At 56.4% G+C, this 25758-nt stretch carries 25 protein-coding genes; 17 read left to right on the top strand and 8 right to left on the bottom strand.

What is annotated here, in order from left to right:
- The first annotated feature begins 18 nt into the window (after positions 1–18).
- Complete coding sequence (locus ABCW43_RS16545; RefSeq protein WP_345926353.1) at positions 19–969, top strand: substrate-binding domain-containing protein; 951 nt, start codon at positions 19–21, stop codon at positions 967–969.
- Positions 970–1029: 60 nt separating this feature from the next.
- Positions 1030–1623 carry a DJ-1/PfpI family protein gene (locus ABCW43_RS16540; RefSeq protein ID WP_345926352.1) on the top strand — a complete coding sequence of 198 codons (594 nt, stop codon included), beginning with the start codon at positions 1030–1032 and terminating at the stop codon, positions 1621–1623.
- A gap of 301 nt (positions 1624–1924) precedes the next feature.
- Here ABCW43_RS16540 and ABCW43_RS16535 read toward each other — a convergent pair whose 3' ends face one another.
- Both ABCW43_RS16535 and ABCW43_RS16530 read right to left on the bottom strand, forming a co-directional pair.
- Positions 1925–2770, bottom strand: a complete 846-nt coding sequence (locus tag ABCW43_RS16535) for a LysR substrate-binding domain-containing protein (RefSeq protein ID WP_345926350.1) — start codon at positions 2768–2770, stop codon at positions 1925–1927.
- Complete coding sequence (locus ABCW43_RS16530) at positions 2742–3833, bottom strand: 4-oxalomesaconate tautomerase (RefSeq protein ID WP_345926348.1); 1092 nt, start codon at positions 3831–3833, stop codon at positions 2742–2744. The genes ABCW43_RS16535 and ABCW43_RS16530 overlap by 29 nt, the downstream gene beginning before the upstream one ends.
- A 110-nt stretch (positions 3834–3943) precedes the next feature.
- Here ABCW43_RS16530 and ABCW43_RS16525 point away from each other — a divergent pair, with 110 nt between their 5' ends.
- The 5 genes from ABCW43_RS16525 (at position 3944) to ABCW43_RS16505 (ending at position 9978) form a co-directional block, all read left to right on the top strand.
- Positions 3944–4843: a LysR family transcriptional regulator gene (locus ABCW43_RS16525; protein ID WP_345926346.1), complete on the top strand. Its 900-nt coding sequence runs from the start codon at positions 3944–3946 to the stop codon at positions 4841–4843.
- A gap of 187 nt (positions 4844–5030) precedes the next feature.
- The gene (locus tag ABCW43_RS16520; RefSeq protein ID WP_345926344.1) at positions 5031–6011 is read left to right on the top strand and encodes a Bug family tripartite tricarboxylate transporter substrate binding protein; all 981 of its coding nucleotides are present in this window, start codon (positions 5031–5033) and stop codon (positions 6009–6011) included.
- Positions 6012–6092: 81 nt separating this feature from the next.
- Entirely contained in the window at positions 6093–6767 is a 675-nt protein-coding gene (locus tag ABCW43_RS16515; RefSeq protein ID WP_345926342.1) for a tripartite tricarboxylate transporter TctB family protein, read from the top strand.
- A 3-nt stretch (positions 6768–6770) separates the two neighbouring features.
- The gene (locus ABCW43_RS16510) at positions 6771–8273 is read left to right on the top strand and encodes a tripartite tricarboxylate transporter permease (RefSeq protein ID WP_345926340.1); all 1503 of its coding nucleotides are present in this window, start codon (positions 6771–6773) and stop codon (positions 8271–8273) included.
- Positions 8274–9165: 892 nt separating this feature from the next.
- The gene (locus ABCW43_RS16505) at positions 9166–9978 is read left to right on the top strand and encodes an aldo/keto reductase (RefSeq protein WP_345926338.1); all 813 of its coding nucleotides are present in this window, start codon (positions 9166–9168) and stop codon (positions 9976–9978) included.
- Between the two features lie 22 nt (positions 9979–10000).
- Here ABCW43_RS16505 and ABCW43_RS16500 read toward each other — a convergent pair whose 3' ends face one another.
- The 4 genes from ABCW43_RS16500 to ABCW43_RS16485 all read right to left on the bottom strand — a co-directional run bounded on the left by ABCW43_RS16500 (position 10001) and on the right by ABCW43_RS16485 (position 13720).
- Complete coding sequence (locus ABCW43_RS16500; RefSeq protein ID WP_345926336.1) at positions 10001–11572, bottom strand: FAD-dependent oxidoreductase; 1572 nt, start codon at positions 11570–11572, stop codon at positions 10001–10003.
- Between the two features lie 4 nt (positions 11573–11576).
- Positions 11577–12308, bottom strand: a complete 732-nt coding sequence (locus tag ABCW43_RS16495) for a GntR family transcriptional regulator (protein ID WP_345926334.1) — start codon at positions 12306–12308, stop codon at positions 11577–11579.
- Between the two features lie 85 nt (positions 12309–12393).
- Complete coding sequence (locus tag ABCW43_RS16490; RefSeq protein WP_345926332.1) at positions 12394–13050, bottom strand: amino acid ABC transporter permease; 657 nt, start codon at positions 13048–13050, stop codon at positions 12394–12396.
- Positions 13051–13054: 4 nt separating this feature from the next.
- Complete coding sequence (locus ABCW43_RS16485) at positions 13055–13720, bottom strand: amino acid ABC transporter permease (protein ID WP_345926330.1); 666 nt, start codon at positions 13718–13720, stop codon at positions 13055–13057.
- Positions 13721–13898: 178 nt separating this feature from the next.
- On the opposite strand from ABCW43_RS16485, the gene ABCW43_RS16480 reads away from it, so the two are divergent.
- The 3 genes from ABCW43_RS16480 to ABCW43_RS16470 all read left to right on the top strand — a co-directional run bounded on the left by ABCW43_RS16480 (position 13899) and on the right by ABCW43_RS16470 (position 16488).
- Positions 13899–14660, top strand: a complete 762-nt coding sequence (locus tag ABCW43_RS16480) for an SDR family NAD(P)-dependent oxidoreductase (RefSeq protein WP_345926328.1) — start codon at positions 13899–13901, stop codon at positions 14658–14660.
- A gap of 72 nt (positions 14661–14732) precedes the next feature.
- Positions 14733–15635 carry a substrate-binding periplasmic protein gene (locus tag ABCW43_RS16475; protein ID WP_345926326.1) on the top strand — a complete coding sequence of 301 codons (903 nt, stop codon included), beginning with the start codon at positions 14733–14735 and terminating at the stop codon, positions 15633–15635.
- A 52-nt stretch (positions 15636–15687) separates the two neighbouring features.
- A complete protein-coding gene (locus tag ABCW43_RS16470; protein WP_345926324.1) occupies positions 15688–16488 on the top strand; it encodes an amino acid ABC transporter ATP-binding protein in 801 nt (266 codons plus the stop codon).
- A 94-nt stretch (positions 16489–16582) separates the two neighbouring features.
- On the opposite strand, the gene ABCW43_RS16465 is transcribed toward ABCW43_RS16470, so the two are convergent.
- Positions 16583–17998 (bottom strand): aldehyde dehydrogenase family protein, encoded by a 1416-nt coding sequence (locus ABCW43_RS16465; RefSeq protein ID WP_345926322.1) that lies wholly within the window; start codon positions 17996–17998, stop codon positions 16583–16585.
- An 84-nt stretch (positions 17999–18082) separates the two neighbouring features.
- Positions 18083–18541, bottom strand: a complete 459-nt coding sequence (gene hpaR / locus ABCW43_RS16460) for a homoprotocatechuate degradation operon regulator HpaR (RefSeq protein WP_345926917.1) — start codon at positions 18539–18541, stop codon at positions 18083–18085.
- Between the two features lie 121 nt (positions 18542–18662).
- On the opposite strand from hpaR, the gene ABCW43_RS16455 reads away from it, so the two are divergent.
- The 7 genes from ABCW43_RS16455 to hpaI all read left to right on the top strand — a co-directional run bounded on the left by ABCW43_RS16455 (position 18663) and on the right by hpaI (position 25738).
- A complete protein-coding gene (locus tag ABCW43_RS16455; RefSeq protein WP_345926320.1) occupies positions 18663–19052 on the top strand; it encodes a 5-carboxymethyl-2-hydroxymuconate Delta-isomerase in 390 nt (129 codons plus the stop codon).
- A 56-nt stretch (positions 19053–19108) separates the two neighbouring features.
- Positions 19109–20626: a 5-carboxymethyl-2-hydroxymuconate semialdehyde dehydrogenase gene (hpaE, locus tag ABCW43_RS16450; RefSeq protein ID WP_345926319.1), complete on the top strand. Its 1518-nt coding sequence runs from the start codon at positions 19109–19111 to the stop codon at positions 20624–20626.
- A gap of 93 nt (positions 20627–20719) precedes the next feature.
- Positions 20720–21700, top strand: coding sequence for a 3,4-dihydroxyphenylacetate 2,3-dioxygenase (hpaD, locus tag ABCW43_RS16445; protein ID WP_345926317.1), 981 nt, complete (start codon positions 20720–20722; stop codon positions 21698–21700).
- A gap of 67 nt (positions 21701–21767) precedes the next feature.
- Positions 21768–23231, top strand: a complete 1464-nt coding sequence (gene gabD / locus ABCW43_RS16440) for an NADP-dependent succinate-semialdehyde dehydrogenase (RefSeq protein ID WP_345926315.1) — start codon at positions 21768–21770, stop codon at positions 23229–23231.
- Between the two features lie 14 nt (positions 23232–23245).
- On the top strand, positions 23246–24115 hold the full coding sequence (locus tag ABCW43_RS16435; protein WP_345926313.1) for a fumarylacetoacetate hydrolase family protein: 870 nt from the start codon (positions 23246–23248) through the stop codon (positions 24113–24115).
- Position 24116: 1 nt separating this feature from the next.
- Complete coding sequence (gene hpaH, locus ABCW43_RS16430; protein ID WP_345926311.1) at positions 24117–24920, top strand: 2-oxo-hept-4-ene-1,7-dioate hydratase; 804 nt, start codon at positions 24117–24119, stop codon at positions 24918–24920.
- An 8-nt stretch (positions 24921–24928) separates the two neighbouring features.
- The gene (gene hpaI, locus ABCW43_RS16425) at positions 24929–25738 is read left to right on the top strand and encodes a 4-hydroxy-2-oxoheptanedioate aldolase (RefSeq protein ID WP_345926309.1); all 810 of its coding nucleotides are present in this window, start codon (positions 24929–24931) and stop codon (positions 25736–25738) included.
- The last annotated feature ends 20 nt before the right edge of the window (positions 25739–25758 follow it).

Here is a 25758-nt window from a genome sequence, read left to right as displayed (position 1 = left end):
CAATTCTGGGAGGAATGAATGTTTAGGATTAAACGGATTGCCGCCGTGGCCGTCGGTACCTTGCTGATCGCCGGGCAGGCACTGGCTGCCGACAAGAAGGTTGTCGCGGTCTCCATCCCGGCGGCCGACCATGGTTGGACAGCCGGCATCGTCTACCATGCGCAGGCCGCCGCCAAGGAAATCAACGCTGCGTTTCCAAATGTCGAAGTCATCGTCAAGACATCGCCCTCGGCCACGGCGCAGGTGAGTGCGTTGGAAGATCTTTCCGCACGACGTAAACTCGATGCTCTGGTGATCCTGCCGCACACGTCCGAGGAACTCACGACGCCGGTCAAGGCAGTCAAGGATGCCGGTACATTCATCACCGTCGTGGATCGCGGCCTGAACGACCCTTCGATTCAAGACCTCTATGTTGCTGGTGACAATATCGCCGTCGGACGCAATACCGCAAAGTTCATGATCGACAAGCTCGGCGGCAAGGGCAATCTTGTCGTCCTGCGTGGCATCCCAACGGTGATCGACGACGAACGGATCAAGGGGTTTCAAGATACGATCAAGGGTACCAGCCTGAAAATACTGGACATTCAGTATGCGAACTGGAACAGCGACGAAGCCTTCAAGCTGATGCAGGACTATCTGGCCAAGTATCCGCAGATCGACGCCGTGTGGGCTAATGACGACGATATGCTGCTCGGCGTTCTCGAGGCGTTGAAACAATCCGGGCGCAAGGACATCAAGCTGGCGCTTGGCGGGAATGGGATGAAGGACATTGTCAAGAAGGTCATCGACGGTGATGCGATGACGCCTGTCGAGACACCTTATCCGCCGGCAATGATCAAGACCGCAATCTACATGACGGTGGCAAACCTGATTGGGCAGGCGCCCGTGCGTGGAACCGTGAAGCTCGACGCGCCGCTGATCACCCGTGAGAACGCCAAGGAATATTACTTCCCGGATTCACCTTTCTGAAAATCACATAATCGGGGCGGCTGTCGCCGCCCCACCGCATAAGGTCAAGAGGAGTAGGCCATGCCAGGCAAGAAGATACTGATGCTGACCGGTGAGTTCACCGAGGAATATGAAATTTTCGTCTTCCAGCAGGCGATGGAGGCGGTAGGACATACCGTCCACGTCATCTGCCCGGACAAGAAGGCGGGTGATCTGATCAAGACCTCGCTGCACGATTTCGAGGGAGATCAGACCTATACGGAAAAGCTCGGCCATTTCTTCACGATCAACAAGACGTTCTCGGAAGCTGAATCGCAACTCGAGCAGTACCATGCGGTCTACGCCGCAGGCGGCCGCGGGCCGGAATATATTCGGACTGACAAACGGGTGCAGGCGATCGTGCGGCACTTCCACGAGAAGCAGAAGCCGATCTTCACGATCTGCCACGGCGTCCAGATCCTGATCGCCGTTGATGGCGTCGTCCGTGGCAAGAAGGTCGGGGCGCTTGGAGCTTGCGAGCCGGAAGTCACCCTCGCGGGTGGTACTTATGTCGACCTGTCCCCGACGGAGGCATATGTCGACGGGACGATGGTCTCGGCCAAGGGCTGGACGGCTCTCGCAGCGTTCATTCGCGAATGCTTGAAAGTGTTGGGAACTGAAATCCACCACAATTGAAAATGTGGGGCTGGCGCTCGGCGTCGGCCCCTTGTTTCACCGATCAATTGTCGATGTCGACGTGAGCGTCAGGCGAAGTATGGCAAACGAGGGTTTATCGGCGCAGCACCAAGTTCCGATCGGCCGAGGCGCTTCGGACGGGACCAATCCTTGCGGGCCGTTTCGCTGAGAACAAGTCCATGGCCTGGACGGTTTGGTGCAAATGCAAAACCGTCCTTTGATCTCGATAGGCTGCTCCTTTGCCGCAAAAGTCCCGAATTTTGCTCGACATGTTAGCCTGACTTTTTGCAGCGCTGCAAAATCAGGATTTCCGCGACGGCGCTTGTTGGAGGCGCTGCATTTCGGCATCTAGCCAGCGACAGAACTTCCGCACCACCTTCGATTCCGAGCGGCGCAGGTAGCAATATGTTCCGATTTCAACCGGCTCGTATCCTGGCAGGGCCGTAAGCGCGCCGGAACGTGTTTCCCTACTCGTGAGAAGCGGCGGCGCGAGCACTACACCGAGGCCCGCGACACAGGCATGAAGGGCGGCGTCATCCGTGTCGAATGCGTGGCTGAAGGAGAGGTCTCTCAGCGAAATGCCGGACTTCTCGCACCAGAGTTTCCAATCCCAATTGTTCGTAGCGCATTGCAAAGCCGGCATCTGCAAAATGGAAGCCTTTCGCTGACGGTCAGCACTCGCCAATAATCCCGTAGACACAATGGGGCCGCTCAAGTCGCGGCAAAGGAGTTCCCATCCTTCCGCCGCTTCGCCGGCCCGGAAATAACGGATGCTCACATCGGATACCGGCATGGCGGCGAAGCCTTCCGGCGTAGAGCTTGTTTCCACGCGAACCCGGACTTCTGGGCAGAGGGCGCGAAAACGATCCAGAGACGGGATAAGCCAACGCACCGCAAGGGACATTGACGCCTGCACGCTGATTTCGTTCTCGTCGCGATACATGGCTTCGGCCGATCGCTCGATCAGCGCGATCGCCGGCGCAGCCTCCTCATAGAAGCGCTTCCCAGCGTCGGTGAGGGAAACGGAGTTGTTTCCTGTACCATCGTCGGCGAAGAAACCACGTGCGCTATCTCGATAGTAGGACCATTTGGAGCCCAGCCGACGATCGCTCCAATAATTACGCGACGTGCACTGGAGACCGATCATACGGTTCCGAAGGCACCAAAATCCGTCCTTCGAACAGGCGTCGCGCCGTCCTCAAGATGCCTGCTACCGCGATCCCGTTGCGGAAGCTAAATCGTACATTAATCTTCCCGCTAGGATGCTCAATACTCACGGTCGCTGGAGGGTTTTTGACCCCCCGGAGATCCGACACGACAGTCCCCTCATGTAACGACGCCGTCGCAATTCCGACCGCGCCCGTACTCGCCAGGGCAGGGTGGCAGGTGTGCGGCATTAGATACCTCACGGAAAGATCTCCGCCTGATCGTGGTTGTGCGAGAAGTACCGGTTTTGGGATGACCCGATCGGCAACATCGCCCAGCCCCATTCGTTCACCAGCCGCCAGACGTATAGCCTCGATCCTTGCAAGCAGATCGATGTTCTGGTTGATCTCTGCAGCTGTCTCGTAACCGGTGGCACCGACGTCGGCAGCGCGCAGCAAAACCATGGGCATTGCCGCGTTGATGCAGGTTACGGATACGCCACCGATTTCGTCAAGCTTTGCTCCAGTGGGGAAGAGATTGCCTGTGTCCGGATTGCTGGCGTCAAGAAACGTGAGGGAAACGGGGGCCGCATTTCCAGGAACGCCATCGATTGATGCGTCTCCCTGATACGTTACCCGTCCGTTGGGCGTCTGCACTTCAGCTTCGATCAGCGTGTTGGTGTTTACGTTGTAAATTCTCACGACAGTAAGAGGTGATGAGGCTCGCATAAGGCCTGCTTCAATGGCAAAAGGGCCAACTGCCGCGAGCATGTTCCCGCAATTGGGCGATGTATCCACGCGGCGCTCAAGTACGCTGACCTGGGCAAAAAGATACTCGACATCTGCATCTGGTCGATCTGAAGGACTAACTATGGCCACCTTACTGGTCACGGGGTTGGAGCCGCCCACTCCGTCGATCTGTAGAGGATGTCCAGATCCCATCGCAGCAAGCAAGACCTCGTCGCGCGCAGCGATGTCGCCGGGTAGATCGTTGCTGAGAAAAAACGGCCCTTTAGAGGTGCCTCCCCTCATCAGAACACACGGGATGGCCATCAGGTCATTCATGTCGCGGGTAGTTCCTTTATTCAAAAAATCGCATTAATCGTTTCCGTTGTTGCAAAATGCGCTGGACTTTTTAATAAGTGAAATGCCAATTTCGAGGGAACTGATGCGGTATGGCTATCAATTGCGAAATCTTGGATCTCCGCGCCTTCATGTATGTGTTGGACCTCGGAAGCTTTCACCGAGCGGCAGAGGCGCTTAACATTTCACAGCCTGCACTCAGCAGAAGGATACAGAAGCTGGAAGGCGTCGTCGGTGCAGCGCTGCTGGAGCGGACTACCAGGTCAGTAGCCGCCACGGCTCTAGGGATGGAGCTGACCCCGCTTGTACGTCGAATGTTGGAAGAGTTCGATCAGTCGCTGTTCACCGCCCGGGACTCGGGGCTGCAGCGAAGTAGCGTGGTGAACATGGCGTGTATTCCGACTGCGGCCTTCTACTTCCTTCCGACGGTTATACGAAAGTTTGCCGCTGAATTTCCGCATGTCCGCTTCAGCATCATGGACTTGACCGCGACAGGCGGCATCCAAGCGGTGGCCCGCGGAGAGGTTGAGTTCGGCATCAACATCATGGGAAATCTGGACCCTGATCTCGATTTCATCAGGTTGATCGAAGACCCTTTTGTTCTCGCTGTACGGAAAGATCATCCGCTGGCGGAGTTTGAAAGCGTCACCTGGGCCCACCTCGAGAAACACCCCATGATCTCCGTCCACAGATCAAGTGCAAATCGCACGCTGCTTGATGCGGCCCTCGCGCGAGCCAACGTTCAGCTGAAGTGGTCGTACGAGGTCACTCATCTATCGACGTCTCTTGGCCTCGTTGAAGCGGGGCTCGGGATATCTGTCTTGCCGGGCCTCGCTACACCGCAAGGCGACCATCCTATTCTGAAAGCTATCCCCATTGGGGGGCCGGAGGTATCAAGGACGATCGGTGTTGTTAAACGACGCAATGTCACCCTCTCGCCGGCCGCCGAGCGTTTTCTTGGGATGCTGGTGGGAACCTGGGCTAAACCCTGAGCTTGAGCAGAGTCTCCGATTGATGCGGGAAGAGGATCAATAATCCGAATCTTTGCATTTCCGACAAAAAGGGTTTCGCTTTACAGCATTTGCATCGGCTCATGTGTAGCCGGTGGCCGCTAAGCGGTCGCGAGGAGAATCCATTGCTTGTTCGCTGGGAGGCGGCAAGTCATACAGGGAGGTGACAATGTTCAATCGCCGTACATTCTGTGCGTTCATAACTCTGGCTGGCGTGGCAATCGCAGCGCCTGTTTTTGCTCAAACCGACGACTACCCGACACGTCCTATCAAGCTCATCGTGCCTTACGCTGCAGGCGGCGGTACTGACGCTATCGCTCGACTGGTGGCGAACGGTGTGGGTGCGAAGATCGGTCAGTCCGTGGTTGTCGAAAATAATGGCACGGCAGGAGGTAACGTGGCTTCGCAGACCGCTGCGAACTCGGCCGCCGATGGTTACACCGTCCTGATGGCGAACCAGGGGCCAATGGTAGTAAACCCGCACCTTTTCAAGAACATGAAGCTCGACCCGCTGACCGCTTTCGATCCAGTGATCCTCGTCGCGCAGACGCCGTTGGTCGTTGTTGTATCGAAAAACTCGGCGTACAAGAGCTTCAAGGATGTCATCGAGTACGGAAAGCAGAACGCAGGGAAGCTCACCTACGGTTCCGCCGGCAACGGATCCGCCAGCCATCTCGCTACCGAGATGCTGCTGACGCAAGCTGGTATTACAGCTGTACACGTTCCTTATAAAGGCGCTGGTCCGGCCCTCAACGACATGCTCGGTGGCCGCGGTGACTTCATGATCACGACGCTTCCATCGGTGCTTGGATTGATCGACAGTGGAGACATGATCCCTGTCGCAGTTACGACCTCAGAACGCGTACCGAAGTACAAGGACGTTCCGACCATCGCTGAAAGCGGGTTTCCCGAATACAGCTCAGCTGCATGGTACGGCTTTGTGGTCCCGAAAGGCACGCCTGCCCCGATCATCGAGAAGCTCAGAGCAGCGACCACCGAGGCTCTCGCCACGTCTACCATCAAGGAACGCTTGGAAGCGGAAGGCACGACCATTGTCGGTAACAAGCCTGCTGAGTTTGCGTCCATGATGGCTGCAGAGTCCAAGCGTTGGGCAGAATTTCTGGCCAAGACCGGAATCAGCATCAAGTAGCCATCTCCTGCTGAAATTGCATCGTCCAGGCGTCACTAAAAAGCCTGACGCCGGACCCGACCTGGAATGGAGACCTTCATCATGACGACACGGGATCTACCGGTACGTCCGACAAAAAAAGGCGGGCTTGCGATCCGCTCACCGGAGAATGTCCTGGGTGGTCTAGTGCTCATCGCACTCGCCTTGTTCGCCCTGTGGCTTACTCTCGATCTGCCACGGGGAACCTTGACAACCGTGGGGCCTGCAATGTTGCCCCAGGCGATCGCGGTTCTGATCGGGGTCTGCGGTGTTGTCCTTCTCATTGCAGGATTTAAACGGCGCTCAGAACATGGCGCGCCGGTTTGGTCACTGCGCGGACCGCTTCTGGTCAGTATCTCAATTGGGCTTTTTGCCGTTACCATCAAGGAACATCACTTTGGGAACTGGCAAACTATCGAGTTCGGCTTGATGTTCGCGGGTCCGATGGCGATCATCATTGGCGGTTATGCGTCAACTGAAGCCAGATTTCGTGACCTCCTCCTGCTTGCTCTTACTTTGACCCCGTTCTGCATGCTGCTTTTCGGCGACATGCTAAATCTCCCAATCCCCATCCTGCCCCGCTTTTTGTCCGAAGCGCTATTTAGCGGCATGAGCTACAAGTCCAGTCTTCGCGTAACAGCCGCGGTTCTCTTCACTGCCGCGATACTTGTGTTCCGGTTCACGAAGAGCCGAAGCGGCTCGCGGATCGAAGTTGCCAAACATGAAGTGAGGAACTGAGACGTGTTTGATCTGCTCTCAAATCTTTTTCTCGGCTTTGGTGTCGCGCTCACATTCAATAACCTCTTCCTGTGTCTCATCGGTTGCCTGGTTGGAACCCTGGTGGGCATTCTCCCCGGAGTTGGCCCCATCGCAACCATCTCGATGTTGCTACCGATAACGTTCGGGTTGGATCCGGTCGGCGCGCTTATCATGCTCGCCGGCATTTACTACGGCGCGCAGTACGGAGGTTCTACGACGGCGATCCTGGTAAACATTCCTGGTGAAGCCACTGCTGTGGTGACAACCCTCGATGGCCACCAGATGGCACGTCGAGGTCAAGCCGGAATCGCGCTTGGTATTGCTGCAATTGGCTCCTTCCTCGCTGGAACGGTTGCCACCATCGTGATCGCTGCCCTGGCAAAACCTCTTACCGGCCTTGCTCTGGTTTTCGGACCCGCGGAATATTTCTCCTTGATGGTGATGGGCTTGGTTTTCGCGGTTGTGCTTGCCCACGGTTCAATCATCAAAGCAATAGCCATGATTCTTGTCGGCATCCTTCTGTCGACGGTGGGCGTCGATCTTGAAACTGGCGAAGACCGCATGACCCTCGGGCTCAGCTTCCTGTTCGACGGAATCGACTTCGCGGTTTTGGCGATGGGCGTTTTTGGCATCGCCGAAATACTTCGTAACCTTGATAACGTTGAGACCCGCGATGTGGTGCGTCAAACGATCGGTCGCCTTCTGCCTGGGTGGAAAGAGTTCAAACAGGCCGCTGCACCGATCACACGAGGCACTCTTATCGGTTCTGTTCTCGGAATCCTCCCAGGTAATGGAGCGGTTCTGGCACCGTTCGCCTCGTACTCTTTAGAAAAGAAGATTTCTAACCACCCAGAGCGGTTCGGCAAGGGAGCTATCGAAGGGGTTGCTGGGCCGGAAAGCGCGAATAATGCCGGAGCGCAAACGTCGTTTATTCCTCTCCTCACATTAGGAATCCCGCCAAATGCTGTTATGGCCCTTATGGTGGGAGCCATGACAATCCACGGCATCGTGCCTGGACCTCTGGTCATGACGAGCAATCCCACTCTATTTTGGGGTATGATAGCCTCGATGTGGCTAGGCAACCTTATGCTGCTCATTATCAACTTGCCGATGATTGGCCTTTGGGTACGGCTCCTCAAAGTGCCATACCAGCTGCTGTTTCCCGCCATTCTCATGTTCTGTTGTATCGGGATTTTCTCGATTAACTCCGAACCGGTGCAGGTTCTGATGATCGCGTTCTTCGGCATCGTCGGCTATGCCATCAGCAAACTGGGCTTCGAGCCAGCTCCGCTTCTCCTCGGCTTTGTTCTTGGGAGACTAATGGAAGAGAACTTCCGGCGCGCGCTGTTGATGTCGCGCGGGGACATGATGACGTTCATCGAGAACCCGATATCAGCAGTGCTGTTGGCGATTTCAGTGCTTCTGTTAGCAGTCGCATTGCTTCCGAGCCTAAGGAAAAACAGGGACGAGGTGTTCACGGAATAGGGCTCTGTCAATTCTGTACGAGCGGCTCAACCGCTCCCTCCCGGAAAGGACCGAGGGCGACGCCCACGGTCCTCTCTTGCTGCGCAAACGCTTGTTAAATGTGCGGTTCAGCTTATCTATCCGAATAGGGCGTTCTCAACACTTTTAGAACCTCGGCTTCCCAAATGTGTTGGTCACCGGTTCAGTTCCTATCAAGGCGAGGAGCATATGCTCGCTGCGTTTCACTCTATGATGCACACGGCCGGGACATCGCGGCCCGGACCGGTACGGTTCTGGGCCTGCGCAAAATTCCGACCATCCCTGGTGCAGCCTTTTGAGCCGTGTTACCGCATGCGGCTGGCGCAAGGTGAGAGACATGCGCTGACGATGTGACTAAGGCAGGGCCGACATCATGGAAGGTGCAGCGGCACCACTGCTTTCTTGCGCGATGCCAGCACCCGCGGCGTTCATCTCTTCGACCATTGCGGCGTTCTCTTGCGCCACCTGACAAAGACGCTATCCGGCCTCGACATGCCCACTCTTCGCCCGGATTCTGGCTGGAAGATGTAGCCGCGAAAAACTGAAACGTTGCGGAGTGCTCCAAGTTCATCCTCGACGCCCTAATCGATGACGCCGAACAGGACCCGGGGGAGCCTTCGTCGCGCCGGCTTCCGCAAGTCGGCGATATTAGAAGCATGTTCGAGTTTCATTGCGTCGTCCCGCGTGACGATGATGATATGCCAGAGGGCAGGACCCGGTCAGGAGACTACAAGAGGCAGAGGAGCATTGACCGATGCGCAACGCCGGCAAATAATTAACATGTTAATAAGAAGTGAGCCCGTCAAGAGCCTTGGCTTCCGCCGACGGGAGGCGATTGAAGGTTCCAGTGACGCGTGTCCCTGTAGGAGTCGTGATGAAGACTGAAATGGCGTTGCCTAAAATTGGCCTCGGGACCTGGTCTCTTCGCGATCAAGTCTGCGTAGACGCTGTGGCCAGCGCGATCGAGCTGGGCTACCGCTTCATCGACACGGCTGCCTTTTATGGCAACGAGGTAGAGGTGGGCAGAGCGGTCCGAGAAAGCCGCATTTCAAGAGTTGACCTGATCATCTCCACCAAGATCTGGCATACGGAGCTCGAGGCCGACGCCATGAGCAGATCCCTTGAAACGAGTCTGGAAAAGCTTCAGGTCGATCGTATCGATTTGCTTCTGATGCACTGGCCGCCGAGAGACTTGGAGATCGAGGGGCCTCTGTTGAAACTGGCGAGCTTCGTTGATGCCGGCTTGGTATCGAGAATAGGGGTCTCTAATTTTCCTCTCCATCTTCTGGAGCGGGCGGTGAAGGTGTCACCGGTACCATTGGCCTGCAACCAGATCGAAATGCACCTAGGCTTGCGGCAACCGAGTTTGCTCCGGATGATGGAGCCGGCAGGTATCGCAGTTGTTGCGCATTGCCCGCTCGCGAGAGGCATTCATGGCGAGCATCCTGCGCTGCAAAAAGTGGCTGCAAAGTACGGGACAAGCTGGCAGCAAGTGGCGCTCGCTTGGCTGATCCAGCAACCTAATGTGCACGCGATTCCCGGGGCACATGAGCGCTTACACCAGCGCGAGAATTTGAAAGCTCTCGATCTGGTGCTGGACGAGGACGACTACAAGACACTCGACGCTGTTCGGGACGGCCGGCGCGTATCCACGTCGCCTTATCCTATCTCAGGCATCGAGAGCTAAATTCCCGTTTAATGAGTTCGGCCTATGACACGCCCATCCCAAGCTTATAGGCAGCTGTCATGATCGGTCCGAGGGATCCGCCGTGGCCTGGATAACCTTTGCCGAAAATGCTCGCAGCAACGTTCCCACAAGCAAAGAGCCCATCAATCGCTGATCCGTCAGGACGCAGAACGTGTCCACCGGTCGTGGTTCTCAAGCCGCCCTTCGTGCCATTGTTCCCGGGGAGAACCTCGACTGCGTAGAAAGGTCCTTCAGCGATCGGTCCGAGGCATGAGTTCGGATGATGATCCGGGTCACCGTAGTACGCACCATGAATGTCAGACCCGCGAGCGAAATCTAGATCATGACCTTCTAGGGCGAAGCTGTTGAACCTTCCGACCGTCGCGCGCAAGCCCTCCTCCGAAATTCCAAGCTGGATGGCCAACTCAGGAAGCGACTGTGCGTGGGTCATCCAATGCGGAGCAGGCTCCGTTGGAGTCACCGAAGCTACAGGGTAGCGAGACTTGAAGGTGTGGTCGAAGATCAGCCAGGCCGGACGGTTAGGATATGAGAACGATCCAGGATCAAAAACGTTGAAGGCCATGCCGAGGTCGTTATAGGAACTCGCCTCGTTAACGAAGCGCTTCCCCTCACGATTGACCATGATCGAACCCGGTAGCGCTAGTTCACGGACCATGTTACGGGTGAGAGGCTTCCCGTCCAATTCGTCACCCGGTATGCGATAGGCCGCCGTCCACCAGGCCTCCGTCATGTTAGCGACCCCTGCGCCAGCCTTTAGCCCTAGGCGCAGTCCGTCGCCCTCATTGGCTGGCGGGGACGTTGGTGCGCTGACGAACCCGGGCAGATATGCCGATACGAGGTCGGAATTCCACTCAAACCCGCCTGTTGCCAAGACCACACCAGATCGAGCTAACGTGGAGCCAGAGTTGGTTTCAACACCAACGCATCGACCATCCTCGAACAGAAGCTTTTCAACGGCGTCATTCAGATAAAATTTGGCGCCGAACCGCGAGCATGCCTGCGCCAGCCCCGCAATTAATCCCGCTCCCTGTGTACGGATCTGACGCTGCTTCCGGTCCGCGATGATCGAAGGGTCTATTCCTTTCTTCCCTTCCACCGAGGTCACTGGCTGGCGCAGGTGGTTATATCGGAGCGCTTGAAAAAGGTTTGACTCCATGTGCGCCTCGAAGGGCAGAGGCTCAACTGACCGGCCGGAGCGAGCGCCCTTCCATCCAGGATGATAATCCGGGCGGTCGACACTGAAAAACTTCAGGTCGGAATGTTGCTCCAGGAACAGCAGCATATCGGGGGCTGTGCGGACAAAGTCATTGAGGATCTCGGGGTCTATCTCACCAAGCGTCAAGCGTTGAAGGTAGGTCGTTGCGTCGTCCTCCTCGTCTTTGAAGCCCGAACCCTTCATGACATGGTTGTTCGGCACCCATATTCCACCGCCCGATATCGCGGTGGTTCCCCCCAACCGTGAGGACTTTTCGTAAACGACAACCGAAAGTCCTCTGGAAGCCGCAGCGAGCGCCGACACAAGTCCAGCCCCGCCGCTTCCAAGAACGACGAGGTCACATTCTGAATGTTGCATTGTGTCACCCCACAGATCTGCTCACTCGCCGGTCGTGGTTGCTGACAAGACTGCGATGGGTCTCGGCAGTGAGCGAAATAATATTATTGCGCACATGCGCCTCGATTTCGGCCGCGGGCTTTTTTTCGATGTACGCCTCAATGATCCATTCGTGGCCTCGCAACGTCGACCGTCCGCTGTCCTTGCCGAGTGTGTGAAGGATCGTTGCCTCTGCACGAGGTTGAATAAAACGATCGATCATCCCGATCCGCGACCTCAGTTGCGCGATCTGTTCTACAATCGTCTCGTTGGGGCAGCGCTTGTTAATCACGGCATGGAAGTCCAGGTTGCCACTTGTCCAACCCCCGAGGTCGAAGGCAGCGAGTGCCTCTTCCATCCGCTTATTGATCTGCTGAAGCTGTTTGATGTCGCTGGCTGTGATCCTGGGCGCTGCGGCGCCAGTGACATATCCCTCCAGCAATGCGAGCAGTTCCATCTGTTCAGCCCACAAATCCGGATCGGCTCCCGCGACAATCGCGCCGGAGTTTTTGCTGAAAATCACAAGGCTTTCAGCCTCCAGCCTTCGGATGGCTTCGCGCACCGGGACGGGGCTTATAGAAAGCTCTTTTGCGAGTGTATCGATCACGAGACGCTGCCGGGGCGCATAAAGGCCGCGATCTATTCCGGCCTTTATGTAATCGTAAGCGAGTTGCTGTTTGCTCCTAGCTTCCGTGGCGGGTGCCACCACCTTTGCCATGCCTTACTCTCCGACGATTATCAAATTGAAAATCAGATTTGATTTCCCTCTCGGGGTTAATGGTTCGAGCAGGCTTCCGCAAGAGCTAGTGCGTCCAGCTAAGCCTTCGCTCAAGGCTATTGCTCAGTCGTGACAGAACGAAAACGATCAAGATGAAGATCACGCCGACCGCAGTAAGATATTCAAACTGCTTGTAGGTAATCGAAGCCTGAGCATTTGCTACGTATAGAATATCCTTGACACCAATCACGCCTACAATTGCCGAATCCTTGAGGATGACAATAAACTGGTTCAGGAGAAGAGGGATTGCTGTGCGAAGTGCCTGCGGCCATATGACAATCGAATTCGTTTTCCAGCCCGACAGTCCCATCGCGGCTGCCGCTTCCCATTGCCCGCCGTCGATCGTGAGCAAAACCGAACGGTAGATTTCAGCAACATACGCGGTGTTCAGCAACGTCAAAGAAATGATGGCCGCGGTAACGGGGTCCATTTTCCACCCTGTTGCCCCAGCCAGAGCGAAATAGACTAGAAGCACGTAGACGTAGGGTGATAGCGAGCGAAATATCTGGATGTAGAGAAAGCCTGCGGCGCGGATCGCAGCAGATCTGCTCCTAAGCAGCGAGACGACCACCCCGCCAAAAATCATTGAAAGCACGAGCGAAATGATAGCGATCAAGAACGTATAGCGAAGACCACAAAGCATATCGGGTAGGTGGTTTAGGACCGCGAGCCAATTATTCATGATCTCAAGCCCCCCAGCTTGCGTTGAGTCGATTTTCGACGACTTTTACCAGCAGTGATAGAACGAGCATCGTCGCGATGAGCAAGACGGCGACGGTGATATATGCTTCGAACGGCCGATATTGGTTGAGGCTGATGTCTTGAGCGGTAAATACCAATTCAGGCACGGCGACCACAGCCGCGTAAGTTGAAGCCTTGAAACAGATTACAAACACGTTCAACAGCGGCGGGATTACAACCCGGATAACTTGAGGAAAGAGAATTGTCCGGTTTATCCGATAATCAGAAAGCCCCAGCGCCTTACCCGCTTCGATCTGGCCACTATCGATTGAATTGTATCCGGTCCTAAATATCTCGGACGCGAAGGCTGAGCTCATGATGCCAATCGCAATGATGATTGACTGCGGACCGGTCAGTGCCAGCCCGAATTTTGTGGCCAGACCAAAATAGATCCACAGAAGCAAAAGATACATCGGCAATCCACGCACGATCTGCACATACGTGTAGGACACAGCCCTGGCGAACTTCACGTTCGAAGCAGAGCACAAATATGAAATGAACCCGATGACGCACCCGATCGCAAAGCCGGCGAGGGCGAAGTACAAATCATAGCCCAGCCCCCAAAGAAACCGAGGCCACTGGGCCAAAATGATCGAGAAATCGAGGTTCATTGCGTTCCCTTTTTTTGAGCTCGGCTTCTTTTATGTCGCATGACACCGATACGCGCCCGTATGAGTTTCGTCAACATCATATATGATTTCATATTGCAAGACAGATAGATTCGGGTCATAGATGCATGAAGGCGACTGCTGAGACGGTCGACAAAAAAGAAAAAACAGGCGGATCAAAATGCGGTTCTCTACGAAATCAGTCGTTGTAACGGGTGTGGCGAGCGGGCTCGGTCGCGCGATCGTGGGCCTTTTGGCAAGCGAGGGTGCAAGGCTTGTTCTGGTCGATCGCGCGAAAGACCAGCTAGAAGAACTTGTCGGGATCTTGCGCAACAGCGGCACTGAAGTCTTGGAACTGGTCGGAGACGTATCGGAAGAAGAGACGTCACGAAAGGCGATCGCGCTTGCCAAGTCACGATACGGCTCGATTGACATTCTGATCAACAACGCCGGGATCAATCCCACTGGTGCGATTGCAGAAACTGACCCATCGACTTGGCAGCAGGCTTTGGACGTTAATCTCAAGTCGGCATACCTTTTTTGCCGCGAGGCAATTCCGCACATGGTGGAGGCCGGCCAGGGCGTTATCGTCAATACCGCCTCTATTGCCGGTCAACGCGCGTCGACCGCAGAGTCGGTTTACGGGGTATCGAAGGCCGGCCTGATCATGCTTACGCGCACCATTGCTCGGGACTATGGATCAAAAGGTATTCGCGCGAACGCGATCTGCCCCGGGGTGCTTGAAAGCGTCATGGCAGACCGCTTGACACGCATGTCGCCAGACCAGGTTGCCGCGCGAGATCAAAGGTTCGCACCGACGGTGCCCCTCGGGCGTTTAGGCACCTACGAAGAAATCGCCAAGGCCACGCTTTTTCTAGCTAGCGAGGATGCCAGCTACGTCAACGGAGCGCAGCTGACAGTCGATGGCGGTCTGACCGCTTAACAAGAACTGCACCCCACATCACGTGGGTTGCAGGCCGTGAATTTCACTCTGGAAACAACAAGGGGAATGCTCATGAATACGAAGCAAGAAGTTGGAATGCAGGCAGATCGTCGGTCGCTCCTTACAGCCGGCCTTTTCGCTGGCGGTGCAGCGGCTGTAGCGCTTGGTGCTGCGGCGCCCGCGGCCGCGCAGGATGCCGCAAAAGAATCCGTTCTCGACAAAGCGATCCGAACCAAGAAAATCGTTGTGGCCGCGAGCCTCAAGTACCCGCCGAACCTTTACGTCAATGACAAGGGTGAGCCGGATGGCTATGAGATCAACCTCATCCGCCGGTTGATCAAAGACATCTCGCCCGATATTCAGGTCGAATTCGCTGACATGGACTTCGGCCAGATGTTTGCGGCCGTCGAATCGGGCCGCGCCGACATCATGACCACCGGCACTATCCTGCCTTCGAGATCCTTGCGCGGGTGGTTCGCAGGTTGTGCGGTGACCTTCCAGCCGGTCTACGTTGTCGGTCGCCAGGCGGCAGATCTGACCTTTGAACAGATGAACGTGTCGAGCTTCAAGTTTGCAGCGCTGCAGGGAAGTTCTCAGGAAGCCAAGATCAAGGCGTTGTATCCGAAGGCGACAGTCTCGGTATTCCCTGATCAAACAGGCGCAATCGGCGAAGTCATGTCAGGCCGTGCCAACGCCACGCTGCAGTCGCTCTTTACAATCGTCAACACAAAGAAGCAGGGTGTTGACCTCGCGATCATCGGCAAGGAACCAGCCTATGTCGATCACAACACATTCTTCATGCCGACCGGCGACATGAAGATGTACATGTTCGTCACGAACTGGCTCTTGTTCAACGCCGCCGGCGGCATCTTGAATTCCGTCTTCCGCGAATATGTCGGCAAGGACGCTATCGCGGCGGGCCTGCCCTATCTGGCAGTTGGCGCAGGCGGCAGCCCGCTCAAGGTGAATGCTTGACGCACGTCGGGGCGGCCGTTTCGGCCGCCCCGCTTCTAGAAGGGAGCGGTTCATGGAAAACCTCGGAAATAAGAAGACAGTTATCTCGTTACGCAACGCCAGCAAATGGTTTCCCAGCCGTGACCTTCCGAACGTCAGAGGCCTGAAATCAGTTTCGCTCGATGTGCTCGAAGGAGACGTTGTGGTGCTGCTGGGACCAAGCGGCTCTGGGAAGAGCACGCTCTTGAGATGTCTCAATCTGCTTACCGTACCGGATGAAGGCCAATTGAGGGTCGGATCTGTTGAGTGGGACGCGGATAAATATCATGCCACTCGCTCAAAAGAGCGTCGGTTCAAAAACGACCTTCAGCGGTTGCGCCGGGAGACCGGTATGGTCTTCCAGCACTTCAATCTCTTCCCACACATGACCGTGCTCCAAAACGTCATGTGCGGTCTGATCCACGCGAAGGGGAAGTCCAAAGAGGAAGCTCGCGAGATTGCTCGCAACGAGATTGCCAAGGTCGGCCTGGCTGAACGTGAAGACCATTATCCCGGCCAGCTTTCGGGTGGACAAAAGCAGCGTGTCGCGATCGCACGAGCAATCGCAACCAAGCCGCTCGCGATGCTCTTCGATGAGCCAACCTCTGCTTTGGACCCCGAGCTTCGCGGAAGCGTACTTGCCGTCATGCAAGACCTTGCGAAGGAAGGTATGACGATGGTTGTCGTCACGCACGAAATGGGTTTTGCTCGCGCAGTCGGCAATCACATCGTCTTTCTCGAAAGCGGCGAAATCATCGAAGAGGGATTGTCGGGAGACTTCCTCGATAACCCCAAGACCGAGCGGGCTCAGCGCTTTTTATCCGAAATCGCCTGAGAACCTGAGTTCGTCATCACGAGGGCGGCGCAGCTGGTGACGGTTGAGACGGGACGACAATGATTGTCGTCCCGTCTTGATTATTGAGAGCTTATTACTGATACACAACCTGGATTGTCGTATACTCGACGAGGCCTTCCTCCGCGAATTCAACGCCCAAGCCCGAGCTTTTTACACCACCGAACGGGACGTTAGGCTGGATAGCGCCGTGCTTGTTGATCCAGACGGATCCGCATTCTAGCTGGCTCGCCACCTTCTTGGCTTTTTCGATATCACGGCTCCATACCGATCCTCCGAGGCCATTAGGGTTGTCGTTGGCTCTTCTAATGACCTCATCAAGGTCCGAGAACTTGATGATGGGAAGCGCCGGGCCGAACTGCTCTTCGTCCACCAACCGATCTCCGTTGTCCAAATCGGCGACGAGCGTCACCGGATAGAAGTTCCCAGGCGCCTTGTCATCTGCCTCCCCGCCGATAAGGACTCGACCACCGCGCCCCTTCGCGTCGTTCACCAGATCCCTGACCTTCTCATATTGCATCCGATTTTGGACCGGACCCAGGACGCTGTCCTCGGAACGGCCGTCACCCACCTTAATTGACGACGCGTAGTTCGTCAGTTCACGGCAGACATCTTCGTAGATATCTTCGTGCACATACAGCCTCTTAAGCGCCGCGCAGGTCTGTCCACCATTGATAAAGGCGCCCCAGAACAGCCCTTCGGCGATTTGCCGAGGATCGCAGTCCGGTAGAACAATACCGGCGTCGTTACCCCCAAGCTCAAGCGTCAGGCGCTTGAGGGTTGCGGCTGCGCTGCCCATGATTTTCTTTCCCGTTTCTGTGGAGCCTGTGAAGACGATCTTTGCGATGCCGGGATGAGAAGACATTGAAGCGCCTATCTCATTTTCGCCGGTCACACAGTTCAAGACGCCCGCCGGCAGGACCTGGTTGAGCAGTTCGACCATCCGAATGGTCGATAGCGGAGTGAACGGCGACGGCTTTATGACGACGGTGTTCCCGGTACGGATGGCCGGAACGATGTGCCAGATCGCAATCATCAGTGGCCAGTTCCAAGGCGTGATCGATCCGACCACGCCGATAGGCTTGCGGTGAAGCTCAACGCGTCCCTGATTGTCGTCCTGGAGGACCTTTACAGGTAACTCCAGCCCGGCCGTATGCCGGGCCCAAGCCTCGGCGCCCCCAAGTTCAAACCGGGACCCCATACCGTTCAGAGGTTTGCCTTGCTCTAATGTAAGCAACTGGGCAAGTTCCTCCGCATTGTCGCGAAGTGCGTCAGCGATCGCGATACACGCGCGCTGACGGGTGCCGTCGTCAGTTTTGCTCCACGTTTCAAAAGCCGTCTGGGCCGCGGAAACAGCCTCATCCAGCTGTGCCAAACTCGCTTTAGGGGCTGCACCTGTGGCTGCGCCGGTTGACGGATTCACGACCTCGAACGTCTGATTGGTAGCGACCGCCTGTCCGTTGATGATCAGCTTGTACTGTTGGTCCACCATGAGAAACTCCTCTTATTCCCTCTGGCCACGATATTAAACATGTTAAGTAAATGGCCGTGGGAAATCAAGGGCGGAGGATCCGTCTTATCTGCTGGTGGCTTTGTCGGTCACTTCATTCAGCAACGCGACCAGCGCCTCGATCTTGTCGCGCCCGATGCGCTGCTCAAGATCTTCGTAGATCTTGATGCTCTCTGGGCGGACTTCCTCAAGAAGTTTGACACCCGGATCATCGATCGCGACGAGCACACGGCGACCATCACTTGTGTCTCTGGTCGTTCTGATCAGATTGCGATCTTCAAGCGCCTTGATCATCCGCGTGAGGCTCGGAGCGAGGAGCGCCGCGCCTTGGGCCAGCTCCGTTGCATCGATTTGCCCTCGTTCGCTAAGGAAGCGCAAAACGCGCCACTGCTGTTCCGTAACATTGTGTTGAGCCAGCATCGGTCTGAAATGGCCCATTACAGCTTCCCGCGCTTTCAGGAGCGCGATCGGAAGAGCTTGGCGAGTGCTGCGCAGCAGTCGTGGGTGGTGTTTATCTTGATCCATAACATGTGTGTAGAAGCCATCGCGGTAACGCGTCAACATGCGTTTTGAACAGTGAGAGGTCGGGGACAATTGACAAGCGTGCAAAAAATGTTTAACGTGTTAAGTATCAGAGGACGAGGCCATGCCCCATTTCACTATCGAAGGATCCGCGAACCTGAAAGGGCGCGTCGACTTCAAGGAACTCAGCGAGGTCGTTCATAAGACGATCTTGGATAGCGGCTTGTTCGAGGTCGGCGCGGTTCGCGTGCGCGTGTTCCTGAGTGAAGCCTACGCTATCGCTGATCTCGACGACCGCAATTCATTCATAGACATGAGCTTCAGGATCGGTGTGGGACGCACTGCCGATGAAAAGAAGAGGGTCGGCGAGGCCATCATGGCAGCAGTCAAGAACCGGCTGTCGGCCCTCTTCAGCGAGCCGTATTTCGCGCTCTCGCTAGAAGTGCGGGAAATCGATCCGGTGCTGAGTTGGAAAGACAACGCAATGCACGCCCGCCTTCGAAGCAAGGCCTAGTACGGCTTTATCGTGACGCCAGCTAACGAATGCGGCTGCATTCGAATGGAGATCTTATGACGACTTTTGAAGAAAATAAGCGGAAGGCCGAAGCATATCTTGCCCGCTTTCGCACGGAAGGGGTTCTCAATCATATTGCTGGCGAGGCCGTGAAGGCCGTTGACGGTGCAACTTTCGACACCATTTCGCCGATTGACCTGCAGCCAATTGCGCAGGTAGCGCACGGCAAGGCCGCCGATATTGACCTTGCGGCCAAGGCCGCATCGGATGCGTTCCCGGCTTGGGCAGCGATGGCTGGAGACGCTCGAAAGGTGCTCCTGCACAAGATCGCTGACGCCATCGTGGCTCGTGCCGAAGAGATCGCTTTCGTCGAATGCATGGACACTGGACAGTCGCTGAAATTCATGGCGAAGGCGGCATTGCGCGGCGCCGAAAATTTCCGCTTTTTCGCCGACCGGGCGCCGGAGGCGCGCGACGGCAAAACGATCCGCGCTCCCGGCCAAGTCAACATTACGACGCGGTCTCCGATCGGCCCGGTTGGCGTGATCACGCCGTGGAATACTCCTTTTATGTTGTCGACTTGGAAGATTGCGCCGGCCCTGGCTGCCGGCTGCACGATCGTCCACAAGCCAGCAGAATTTTCGCCCCTGACCGCTCGTCTCCTGGTCGAGATCGCCGAGAGCGCTGGTCTGCCGAAGGGTGTTTGGAACCTCGTCAACGGATTGGGCGAAGACGCCGGCAAAGCCTTGACGGAGCATCCGCTCATCAAGGCCATCGGTTTCGTTGGCGAAAGCCGGACCGGCTCGATGATCATGAAGCAGGGAGCTGACACACTCAAGCGGGTCCATTTCGAACTCGGCGGCAAAAACCCGGTGATCGTTTTTGCAGACGCCGACTTGGAGCGCGCCGCCGATGCGGCGGTGTTCATGATCTATTCGCTGAACGGCGAACGCTGCACATCTTCGTCCAGGCTTCTTGTTGAAGAGAGTGTCTACGACAAGTTCACCGCGATGGTGGCCGAAAAGGCCAAGCGGATCAAAGTTGGCCATCCGCTCGACCCGCAGACCGTGGTCGGCCCCCTTGTGCATCCTGTTCACGAGCGGAAGGTCCTTGAATATGTCGAGATCGGCAAGTCCGAGGGCGCCACGGTCGCGGCCGGGGGACAGAAGGTCGAAGGTCCCGGTGGCGGCTGCTATGTCGCGCCAACCCTTTTCACCGGCGCGAATAATCGGATGCGGATCGCTCAGGAAGAGATCTTCGGCCCTGTTTTGACGGCCATTCCGTTCACTGACGAGGCGGATGCTCTGAAAATCGCCAACGATGTCCAGTACGGCCTGACTGGCTATCTGTGGACCTCTGATGTCACGCGCGCCTTTAGATTTTCGGACCAGTTGGAGGCGGGAATGATCTGGGTAAACTCGGAGAACGTCCGCCACCTGCCAACGCCGTTCGGTGGTGTCAAGAATTCCGGTATCGGCCGCGATGGCGGCGACTGGTCTTTCGATTTCTACATGGAAACGAAGAACATCGCTTTCGCAACGACGGCTCATAATATCCAGAAACTGGGTGGCTAAAACCATCGCATCCACGGGCCGCGAAAATACCTTACGCGGCCCTTAGACCAATATCGCCGATGATTAGGAGTCTCGGCTTCGAGGAGGAACCCCATGCCGCTTCCACAGTTCAACCTTTATCCCGCCTTCAATACGATTCGCCTGAGCCACGTTGAGCTTCTCGTCAAAGACCTCGCGGCGAGCCGGGCGTTTTACGCCGACATGCTTGGTCTCCAGGTTACCGATGAGGACGCAGATACGATCTACCTGCGTGCAATGGAAGAACGCGGCCACCATTGCATGGTGCTGAAGGAGAGTGATACGCCGGCCGTTGGCTATCTGTCATTGAAGGTGTATTCCGAGGAAGATCTGGACAAGGCGAAAGCCTATTTCGAGGCAAAAGGCCACAAATCAGAATGGGTTGAGCGCCCATTCCAGGGCCGTACGCTCCGAACCCATGACAATTTCGGGATCCCGCTCGAATTTTATTACAAGATGGATCGCCTAGCGCCAATCCACCAGAAGTACGCATTGTATCACGGCGTCAAGCCACTTCGCATCGACCACTTCAACTGCTTTACCCCGGATGTTGACGCCTCGGTTGCGTTTTACAACGACATCGGCTTCCGTGTGACCGAATATACCGAGGATGACGAGAGCAAGAAGCTTTGGGCAGCCTGGATGCATCGCAAGGGCGGCGTCCACGACATGGCGTTCACAAACGGCGTTGGCCCTCGTCTTCATCACACGGCATTCTGGGTGCCGACGCCCCTCAACATTATCGATCTGCTCGACCTGATGTCGACGACCGGGTACCTCGCGAACATCGAGCGCGGGCCAGGGCGCCACGGCATCTCAAATGCGTTCTTCCTCTACATCCTTGATCCGGATGGGCACCGCACCGAGATCTACTGCTCCGATTATCAGACAGTCGATCCCGATCTGGAGCCGATCAAATGGGACCTGAAAGACCCGCAGCGGCAAACGCTGTGGGGAGCGCCAGCCCCTCGTTCGTGGTTCGAACACGGCACCCCATTCGTCAATACCCAAACCCGCGAACCCTTCCTGAAGGCTTCGCCTATCATCGCTCCATAAATCAGCCGTTTCAGCGGGGGTATCTTGGTGATGCCCCCGCTCAAGAATTTTTAGGAGCGATCGCGCGATGATGCTGAATGACCCGACATTATTCCGTTCTGCCGCCTACATTGGTGGCGACTGGATCGAAGCGGATATGACCGATGCTATCGCGGTCACCAACCCTGCCACCGGTGAAACAATTGGCTCGGTACCGAAATTAGGTGCAAGCGAGTGCCGAGCAGCCATCGCTCATGCCGAGGAAGCGCAGAAGGAATGGGCTGGGCGAACTGCGAAGGAACGCAGTGTGATCCTCCGCAAATGGTTCGACCTTATGATGGCGAACCAGGATGACCTAGCGCGCATCTTGACACTTGAACAGGGCAAGCCTTTGGCGGAAGCCAAAGGCGAGATCGCCTACGGCGCGAGCTTCGTAGAATGGTTTGCAGAGGAAGCTCGCCGTATCAATGGCGACATCATCCCAGGACATCAGAGAGATAAGCGCATTCTGGTGATGAAGCAGCCGATCGGCGTGGTTGCGGCCATCACGCCATGGAATTTTCCAAATGCGATGATCACTAGAAAGGTAGGCCCAGCGCTTGCGGCCGGTTGCGCGATGGTCTTGAAGCCTGCTGCCCAAACGCCATTTTCTGCAATTGCCTTGGCTGTTCTGGCGGAGCGAGCCGGGTTGCCGGCGGGGCTCTTCAGCGTGATCACGGGTTCTGCCCGCGAGATTGGCGCCGAGCTGACGTCGAACCCTGTCGTGCGGAAACTGACCTTCACGGGTTCGACGGAAGTTGGTGCGGAGCTGTACCGTCAATCAGCCCCGACCATCAAAAAGCTTGGGCTCGAGCTCGGCGGTAATGCGCCGTTTATCGTCTTCGACGACGCCGACCTGGATGCGGCCGTTGAAGGCGCATTGATCGCGAAGTTCCGAAATAATGGTCAAACCTGCGTCTGCGCCAATCGGCTGTATGTCCAGAACGGCGTTTACGATGCATTTGCCGAGAAGCTGGCCAAGGCAGTCGGCGGCCTCAAGACAGGTAACGGCTTTGACGAAGGTATCGCTTTGGGACCACTGATTGACCAGTCAGCCCTGAAGAAAGTCGATGAGCACGTGCAGGACGCCGTATCGAAGGGGGCAGTGATCCTGCAAGGCGGCAAACCGCACGCGCTTGGCGGCACCTATTACGAAGCGACGGTACTGGCAGGTGTTACGCAGAACATGGCCATCGCTTGGGAAGAGACATTCGGCCCTGTCGCGCCGCTCTTCCGTTTCGAGGACGAAGCAGATGTCGTTGAGAAGGCAAACGACACCGAGTTTGGCCTAGCCTCCTACTTTTACGCCCAGGACCTTTCGAGAGTGTTCCGTGTGGCCGAAGCGCTCGAATACGGAATGGTGGGTGTCAACACCGGACTGATTTCGACTGCAGAAGCGCCGTTTGGCGGCGTCAAGTCGTCGGGCCTTGGTCGCGAAGGCTCGAAATACGGCATCGATGACTATCTTGAACTTAAATATGTTTGCCTCGGCGGCATCACGGGCAAAGAATAATCAAGGACACTCAAATGCTTCCGCGTTTTGCATCATTTTCTAATTCAGGTCGTCAGGGCTATGGACTCATCCGCAACGACGGTGTTGTCGATCTCTCCGTTCGTTTTCGCCCGAGGTTTCCGACCCTTCGCGAGGTCATCGCTGCGGGCGCGCTGGACATGCTCGCAGAAAAAGGTGAGTCGGGACCGGTCGATTATCCCCTGTCTGGCGTGACGCTCGAGATCCCGATCCAGTCCCCGGAGAAAATCATCTGCGTCGGCGTCAACTTTCCCGATCGCAATGAAGAGTACAAGGATGGACAGGCCGCCCCAAGCAATCCGTCGCTCTTCATCCGGTTTCCAAGATCCTTCACGGGCCACGACCAGCCGTTGATCCGGCCACCGGAGAGCCACCAGCTCGACTATGAAGGGGAAGTGGTCATCGTGATCGGCAAGGAAGGCCGTCGAATTCCTGAGAGCGAAGCTCTGTCACACGTTGCAGCCCTTTCCCTTTGCAACGAGGGGACCCTCAGGGACTGGGTTCGACATGCAAAATTCAACGTCACACAAGGCAAGAATTTCGACGCGTCCGGCTCGATCGGGCCGTGGATCGTGCCTTACAAGGACGAAAGCCAGCTCGCCGATATCAAGCTTGAGACACGTGTGAACGGCGAGGTGCGCCAAAGCGATCGCACAAGCCGAATGATCTTCTCATTCCGAAAGATCATCAATTACGTCTCCACCTTCACGACGCTCGTCCCCGGCGACGTGATCGTTTGTGGAACGCCGACAGGCGCCGGATCACGCTTTGATCCCCCGATCTGGCTCAAGCCGGGTGATGTCGTGGAGGTGGAAGCCGACGGGATCGGGACGCTCCGCAACACAATTGCTGACGAGAGGGTGTGAGATGCTTTCTGACATCCAGATTGAAGCAGCCGCAGCGGCACTCGACGAAGCCGAAAGGACGCGGGTCCAAACCGGTTTGTTGTCGCTGCAGCATCCCGATATGCAGATGGACGACGCGTACCGTATTCAATCCGCATGGGTGAAGCGGAAAGTCGCCGCTGGCCGCAAGGTCGTCGGCTGGAAAATCGGCCTGACGTCGAAGGCGATGCAGTACGCACTCAACATCAATATCCCGGATTCCGGCGTCTTGCTGGACGATATGGTGTTTGAGGACAGCTCCACCATTCCGAAAGATCGTTTCATCCAGCCGCGCATTGAAGCGGAGATCGCCTTCGTGATGAAGGCGCCGCTGAAGGGGCCAAACGTCACGGTGTTCGACGTCCTGAATGCCACCGACTATGTTACGCCCGCACTGGAGATCCTCGATACACGAATTGTTCGCGTGGACCCGCAGACGAAAAAAGCCAGAAATGTCTTCGATACCATCTCCGATAATGCCGCCAACGCAGGCATAGTCACAGGCGGTCGCGCCGTGCGACCCGATCAGCTTGATATGCGGTGGATGGGCGCGATCGTCTCTCGCAATGCTGAAGTCGAGGAAACCGGTTTGGGGGCAGGGGTTCTCAATCAGCCGGCCCGAGGCGTGGCCTGGCTCGCGAACCGACTCGCACAGTATGGCGATGGCATCGAAGCTGGACAGGTCGTCCTTGCCGGCTCGTTCATTCGGCCGATCGAAGCCCGGCATGGTGACACGATCGTCGGCGATTTCGGGCCCTATGGATCGGTCAGCCTCTATTTCGGATAGGAGAAGAGATGCCAGCCCCTACCAACAGTTTCAAAAACGCGCTCCGAGAGAGACAGACCCAGATCGGTTTCTGGCAAGCGCTGGCGAACTCCTACACAGTCGAAATATCTGCGGACGCGGGCTTCGATTGGCTGCTTCTCGATGCCGAACATGCGCCGAACGACATCCCGCTTCTGGTCTCGCAATTGCAGGCGATGCGAGGGTCTGGCAGCCATGCTGTGATCAGGTCACCCATCGGCGAGACGTACATCATCAAGCAACTGCTCGATATCGGCGCTCAGTCGATCTTGGTCCCGATGGTCGACAGTCACGAACAGGCAGAAGAGCTCGTCAGGGCGGTATCTTACCCACCGCGCGGCGTCCGAGGCGTCGGTGCGGCGCTCGCGCGTGCCTCACGCTTCAACAGGATTACCGACTACCTTCAGACGGCCAACGACGAGATATGTCTCCTGGTCCAGATCGAGAGCAGGAAAGGTCTGGCGGCTCTCGATGAGATCGCCACGGTTGAAGGAGTGGACGGCATATTCATCGGCCCAGCTGACCTAGCGGCTGATATGGGCTATCTCGGCAAGCCGGGTTCGCCCGAAGTTCAGGCCGAGGTTGAGCAGGCGCTGCGCCGTATTCAATCGCATGGAAAGGCCGCAGGGATCCTGACCGCAGATTTGGCTTTGGCAAGACGCTACGTGGATCTTGGCGCGACCTTCGTTGCGATCGGCAACGACGTGACCCTTTTTGCCAACGCAACGACGCGGCTGCTCGAGGACTTTAATCGCCTCCGCTCTGATGAGAAATCTTCCACTTCTGGGGATGTTTACTGATGGGCAGGGAGCTCAACGGT

The organism is Neorhizobium tunisiense (assembly GCF_039631515.1).
In the GTDB taxonomy this organism is placed as follows: Bacteria; Pseudomonadota; Alphaproteobacteria; order Rhizobiales; family Rhizobiaceae; genus Neorhizobium.
The sequence above is the reverse complement of the archived record's forward strand: the minus strand, read 5'-3'. Positions and strand labels throughout refer to the sequence as shown.